The 6,283-nt window shown below is 61.2% G+C and carries 5 protein-coding genes; 2 read left to right on the forward strand and 3 right to left on the reverse strand.

The genetic code is table 11. The features are described 5' to 3' along the window. Position 1 precedes the first annotated feature (1 nt). Positions 2-1,081, forward strand: coding sequence for a TRAP transporter substrate-binding protein (locus tag B7G52_RS13635; RefSeq protein ID WP_096698112.1), 1,080 nt, complete (start codon positions 2-4; stop codon positions 1,079-1,081). Between the two features lie 177 nt (positions 1,082-1,258). Further along, positions 1,259-2,341, forward strand: a complete 1,083-nt coding sequence (locus B7G52_RS13640; RefSeq protein WP_096698113.1) for a TRAP transporter substrate-binding protein — start codon at positions 1,259-1,261, stop codon at positions 2,339-2,341. A gap of 293 nt (positions 2,342-2,634) precedes the next feature. On the opposite strand, the gene B7G52_RS13645 is transcribed toward B7G52_RS13640, so the two are convergent. From B7G52_RS13645 to selD, 3 genes are all read right to left on the reverse strand, one after another. Beyond that, positions 2,635-4,395 (reverse strand): TRAP transporter large permease subunit, encoded by a 1,761-nt coding sequence (locus tag B7G52_RS13645; RefSeq protein WP_096698114.1) that lies wholly within the window; start codon positions 4,393-4,395, stop codon positions 2,635-2,637. Positions 4,396-4,409: 14 nt separating this feature from the next. After that, the gene (locus B7G52_RS13650; protein WP_096698115.1) at positions 4,410-5,009 is read right to left on the reverse strand and encodes a TRAP transporter small permease subunit; all 600 of its coding nucleotides are present in this window, start codon (positions 5,007-5,009) and stop codon (positions 4,410-4,412) included. Between the two features lie 217 nt (positions 5,010-5,226). Continuing rightward, positions 5,227-6,283: selenide, water dikinase SelD (gene selD, locus B7G52_RS13655; protein WP_371329022.1), on the reverse strand; the 1,057-nt coding region annotated here is incomplete at its 5' end.

Genomic DNA, 6,283 nt, shown 5'->3' on the forward strand with positions numbered 1-6,283 from the left:
AATGGATCGTCGTTCCCTCATCAAACATGCCGGCATCGCCGGTGTGCTTGCCGCTGGTGTTGCACCGGCCGTACACGCCCAGGCTGCCATCCGCTGGCGCCTCGCATCGAGCTTTCCCAAGTCGCTGGACACGGTGTTCGGCGGTGCAGAGACCTTTGCCAGGAAGGTCAACGAAATGAGCGGCGGGAAATTTGTCATTTCCACGCACGCAGCCGGCGAGTTGATGCCTGCTTTCGGCGTGGTCGATGGCGTGCAGAACGGAACGGTCGAGATGGCCCACACCGCGGCCTACTATTTCTTCGGCAAGGACGACGCCTTCACGCTGAGCTGCTCGATTCCCTTTGGCCTGAACAGCCGCCAGATGACCGCCTGGATGTACGAGGGCAATGGCCTGAAGCTGACGCGCGAGTTCTACGCCAAGTACAACATCATGAACTTCCCGGGCGGCAACACCGGCGCGCAAATGGGCGGCTGGTATCGCAAGGAGATCAAGTCGGTTGCCGACATGAAGGGCCTGAAATTCCGCGTGGGCGGTTTTGCCGGCAAGGTGCTCGAGCGCATGGGCGTGGTGCCGCAGAACATTCCGGCCGGCGAGATCTACCAGGCGCTCGAAAAAGGCACGCTGGATGCTGCCGAATGGATTGGGCCCTATGACGACCAGAAACTGGGTTTCAACAAGGTGGCACCTTATTACTACTACCCCGCCTGGTGGGAAGGTGGTCCGCAGCTGGAGTTCTTCATCAACACCAAGGCTTACGAAGCCCTGTCGCCCGAAAACAAGGCGATTGTGACTGCGGCTTCCGCCTACGCCCACACCGAACTGCAGGCCAAGTACGACGCCAAAAATCCGACGGCCCTGAAGCAGCTGGTGGCCTCGAAAACCAAGGTCTTGCCCTTCCCCAAGGACATCATGGATCGTGCCTACAAGGAGTCCATGGCCCTGTACGCCGAAATCAGCGCCAAGAATCCGGCCTGGAAAAAAATCTACGATGATTTCTCCAGCTTCCGGCGCGACCAGAATCTCTGGTTCCGTTTCACCGAAGCGCGTTTCGACAGCTTCATGCAGTCGCAGAAACTGTAAGCAGCCACGACCGGCCAGACAGGGCGTCACTCCCCCAAGCGGGGGGTGGTGCCCTGTTGCGTTTCTCCATCAGGTGAAGCCCTGAGGGGGTAACTCCCAATAGTTATAGATTGACCTCCTCCTAGACTCGCGGGGTGTCAGTCATCCTTAATCTATCTATAACTGAGGAGTTTGCTCATGGATCGTCGTTCTCTTATCAAAAATGCCGGTATTGCCGGTGTCCTGGCTGCTGGCGTCGCACCAGCCGTCCAGGCCCAGGGTGCAACCATCCGCTGGCGCCTGGCATCGAGCTTCCCCAAATCGCTGGACACCATTTTCGGCGGCGCTGAGACCTTTGCCAAAAAAGTTGGAGAAATGAGCGGCGGCAAGTTCACCATTTCGACCCATGCCGCCGGCGAGTTGATGCCTGCATTCGGCGTGGTCGATGGTGTGCAGAACGGCACCGTGGAGTGCTGCCACACGGCACCCTACTACTTTTTCGGCAAGGACGAGACCTTTGCCCTCGGTTGCGCCATCCCCTTCGGCCTGAACAGCCGCCAGATGACCGCCTGGATGTACGAGGGCAACGGCATGAAGCTGATGCGCGAGTTCTATGCCAAATACAACATCGTGAATTTCCCGGCCGGCAACACGGGTTGCCAGATGGGCGGCTGGTACCGCAAGGAGATCAAGTCGGTCAAGGACATGAAGGGCCTGAAGATGCGCATCGGCGGCTTCGGCGGCAAGGTGCTCGAACGCATGGGCTCCGTGCCGCAGAACATTCCCGGCGGCGAGATTTACCAGGCGCTGGAAAAAGGCACGATTGATGCGGCCGAGTGGGTCGGTCCTTACGACGACCAGAAGCTGGGCTTCAACAAGGTCGCTCCGTTCTATTACTACCCCGGCTGGTGGGAGGGTGGTCCCCAGCTCGACGTGTTCGTCAACAACAAGGCCTATGACGGCTTGTCTGCAGAGAACAAGGCGATTGTTGAAGCGGCTGCGGCCTACGCCCACGTCGAGATGCAGGCCAAGTACGATGCCAAGAATCCGACCGCGCTGAAACAGCTGGTGGGCAGCAAGACCAAGGTCCTGCCTTTCCCCAAGGACGTGCTGGACCTGGCCTTCAAGGAGTCCATGGCCCTGTACGCCGAGATCAGCGCCCGGAACCCGGCCTGGAAAAAAGTGTACGACGACTACGCCAACTTCCGCCGCGACCAGAACCTCTGGTTCCGCTTCACCGAAGCGCGTTTCGACAACTTCATGCAATCCCAGAAGCTGTAAACCGCTTCCAGGTTTACTGTCCAAAGCCCCGCTCTGCGGGGCTTTTTTTTGCCTGCCTGAGACCGCCCGACTTGACCGCCGGCGTTCGGCGCCTGCCTGAGGGCTGCAACTGCCCTGTCAGGCGCACCACGGCTCCGCGCATCGGTGCCAGGGCGGGGCGAAGCAGGCCAGGCTGCCTTGCAAGCGTCTGCGGTCATCACGGCCATCGGTGGGTGGCGCGCAAAAAAAAGCCCCGGCATGCCGGGGCTTGATCTATGGCGCGTCCTCCAAAGGGTTACGCCTGGCCCTGCGGCCTATTTTTTCTTGTCCTTGTCCATGGAGTCCTGCATGGCTTTCATCGGGTCGTCGTCAGCGAGCTTCTGCTCGGCGGCAGCTTCAGCGGCGCTGCCTGGGACAGGCACGGCTTCCACCGGCTCTTCCTGAACCTGCAGGATGACCTTGTCGAGATCGATTTTTTCGACCTTGTCGAGACCGCTGGAGACAATGCCCGGGAAGGCAATGATCAGGCCGACCATGACCACCTGGATCAGCACAAAGGGCACGGCACCCCAGTAGATCTGCATGGTGGTGACCGGCTGGATCAGCTTCTTGGTGACCTTGTCGGTGTATTCCTTGATGGGCGCGACGCTGCGCAGGTAGAACAGCGCAAAACCGAAGGGTGGGTGCATGAAGGAGGTCTGCATGTTCACCGCCAGCAGCACGCCGAACCAGATCAGGTCGATGCCCAGTTTCTCGGCCACCGGTGCCAGCAGCGGCACCACGATGAAGGACAGCTCGAAGAAGTCCAGGAAGAAGGCCAGGAAGAAGATCAGCACGTTGACCACGATCAGGAAGCCGGTCTGGCCGCCGGGCAGGCCGCTGAGCAGGTGCTCGACCCATTTCGGTCCGTCCACGCCCTGGAACACCAGGCTGAAAATGGTCGAACCGATCAGGATGAAGACCACAAAACACGACAGCTTGGTGGTGGTGTTGAGCGCCTGCTTGAGCAGCGAAAAGCTCAGGCGGCGGCGCGCAAACGCCATGATCAGCGCGCCCAGCGCACCCATGGCGCCGCCTTCGGTGGGCGTGGCGATGCCGAGGAAAATCGTGCCCAGCACCAGGAAAATCAGCAGCAGCGGGGGGATCAGCACAAAGGTCACACGCTCGGCCATGCGCGACAGCAGGCCCAGGCGGGTGACCTTGTTGACCACGGCGATCACGAAGGCCAGGATCACACCCAGGCACATGGACACCACAATGGTTTCATCGAGCGGCACCGAGGTGACGGTTTCGCCTTTCCACCAGGTCTGCACCTCGGCGTAGTGTTTGGCAAAGTAGACGGCGCTGCCGGCAGAGGCAATGGTCAGAAGCAGCAGCGACAACAGGCCGGCCTTGCCGTTGTCTTCGCGGATGGTGCGCGCTTCGGCCGGCAGGGCGGGGACCCACTGTGGCTTGATGAAGGCCAGCACGAACACATAAGCGACGTACATGCCGGTCAGGATGAAGCCGGGCACGAACGCGCCCTTGTACATGTCGCCGACGCTGCGGCCCAGCTGGTCGGCCAGGATGATCAGCACCAGCGAAGGCGGGATGATTTGCGCCAGCGTGCCGGAAGCGGCAATCACGCCCGAGGCCAGGCGCCGGTCGTAACCGTAGCGCAGCATGATGGGCAGCGAAATCAGGCCCATGGAGATCACCGAGGCGGCCACCACGCCGGTGGTTGCCGCCAGCAGCGCGCCGACCAGGATCACCGCGATGGCCAGGCCGCCGCGCAGCGGGCCAAAGAGCTGGCCAATGGTGTCCAGCAAATCCTCGGCCATGCCACTGCGCTCCAGCACCAGTCCCATGAGCGTGAAAAACGGAATGGCCAGCAAGGTGTCGTTTTGCATGATGCCGAACAAGCGCAACGGCAGGGCCTGCATCAGGGCTTCGGGCAAGACGCCGAGTTCGACGCCGATGAATCCGAAAAACAGTCCGCAGGCGCCGAGGCTGAAGGCCACCGGAAAGCCCATCAGCAGGAAGATGATCAGCCCCATGAACATGATGGGGGCGAGGTTGGCGATAAAAAATTCCATGATGATGTTCCTGATCAGCCAGCGCTGGTTTTGGATTCGGCGAGGCGGCGTATCGCCTCGGCCAGCTCTTCTTCGGCGGTCTTCTCGACCTTCTTGGCAGTCGGATCGTCAATTAGGCCCTTCAGGAAGGCGATGCGCTTGATCAGTTCAGACCAGCCCTGCAGCATCAGCAGACCGAAACCCAGCGGGATCATGGCGTACACCGGCCAGCGGATCAGCCCGCCCGCGTTACCCGAGACTTCTCCAGAGCGGTAGCCCTGCAGGAAAAACGGAATGCCGTAATACAGGATGGTCAGGCACACAGGCGTCAGGAAAACAGAAAAACCGATGATGTCGACCCAGATCTGCCCGCGTTTGGACAGCTTGCTGGAGACCACGTCGATCTTGACGTGTTCACCCTGCAACAGGGTGTAGCCCGCGGCGAGGAGGAAGGAGGCTGCAAAGAAATACCACTGCACCTCGAGGTAGGCGTTCGAACTCATGTTGAACACCTTGCGGATCACTGCATTGACCGCGCTGATGACGGTGGAGGCAAGGATCAGCCAGATCACGTATTTGCCGATCTGGGCATTGACCCAATCCACGGCATTGGAAAACTTCAGTAAGGCGCGCATTTTGTCTCCAGGAAAAAAGAATCCACGCATAAAAATCATCCGGCAGGCCTTCGGGTGGAAGGCGTGCCGGATACTGGTTGGCGCGGATGGGATTCTATAGAGGACTATAGAAGCCAAGCTGACAGCTTCGTGACGGTGTTATCCCGTAGCGACGGGTGTTTGGCGCGCCCGGATTCGCCCCCCAAAAAGGTGCACCGAACAGCGGACAGGCCGGGGTTCAGAGCACCTGTACGCCGCTGCCCTCCAGCATGCGGCCGATGACGCGGGCCTCCGAAAAGCCCTGGCTGTGGAAGCAGGCCAGTACCTCGTCGGCGATCTCTGGCGCGCAGGACACCAGCAACCCGCCGCTGGTCTGCGGGTCGGACAGCAGGGCCTGTTGCGCCGCACCCAGGCCCGCCGGCAGCAGCACTTCATGGCCATAAGCGGCCCAGTTGCGGCCGGAGGCGCCCGTGACCATGCCCCGCCCTGCCAAGTCCAGCACGCCGGGCAGCAGCGGAATGCTGTCCATCTGCAACTCCATTTTCAGGTTCGCGCCGCGCGCCAGTTCCAGCCCGTGGCCGAGCAGTCCGAAGCCGGTGATGTCGGTCAGGGCATGGACACCTTCCATTTTCGCCAGGGTGATGCCCGGTTTGTTGAGCTGGGTGGTGACGGCAATCATGCGGGCATACCCCTGGGCGTCGAGTGCTTCTTTCTTGAGTGCGGCCGACAGGATGCCGACGCCCAGCGGTTTGCCCAGGATCAGCACATCGCCCGCGCGGGCACCCGAATTTTTCTTGACCCGCGAGGGATGGACCAGGCCCATCACCACCAGGCCGTAAATCGGCTCGACCGAATCAATCGTGTGGCCGCCGGCAATCGGAATGCCGGCGTCGCGGCAGACATCCTGGCCGCCGCGCAGGATGGCGCCTATGGTTTCCAGCGGCAGCACGTTGATCGGCATGCCCACCAGTCCCAACGCCATGATGGGTGTGCCGCCCATGGCATAGACGTCGCTGATCGCGTTGGTCGCGGCGATGCGGCCAAAGTCGTAGGGATCGTCCACGATGGGCATGAAGAAGTCGGTGGTGGCAATCAGCGCCTGCTCGTCGTTGAGCTGGTAGACAGCGGCATCGTCCGCGGTTTCGATGCCGACCAGCAGTTGCGGCGGGATGTTGAGGCCCGGCATGTTGCTGGAGTTCTTGAGGATTTCACTGAGCACGCCCGGGGCGATCTTGCAGCCGCAGCCGCCGCCATGGGACAGGCTGGTCAGGCGGGGAGGGGCGGCGGGTGTGAGT

This window comes from Polaromonas sp. AER18D-145 (assembly GCF_002379095.1).
Lineage (GTDB): Bacteria > Pseudomonadota > Gammaproteobacteria > Burkholderiales > Burkholderiaceae_C > Polaromonas.

Bases quoted from the DNA above. Each gene is read 5' to 3' on its own strand.
- B7G52_RS13645 (WP_096698114.1), bottom strand. From the start codon at position 4,395: ATGGAATTTTTTATCGCCAACCTCGCCCCCATCATGTTCATGGGGCTG.
- B7G52_RS13640 (WP_096698113.1), top strand. From the start codon at position 1,259: ATGGATCGTCGTTCTCTTATCAAAAATGCCGGTATTGCCGGTGTCCTG.
- B7G52_RS13635 (WP_096698112.1), top strand. From the start codon at position 2: ATGGATCGTCGTTCCCTCATCAAACATGCCGGCATCGCCGGTGTGCTT.
- B7G52_RS13650 (WP_096698115.1), bottom strand. From the start codon at position 5,009: ATGCGCGCCTTACTGAAGTTTTCCAATGCCGTGGATTGGGTCAATGCC.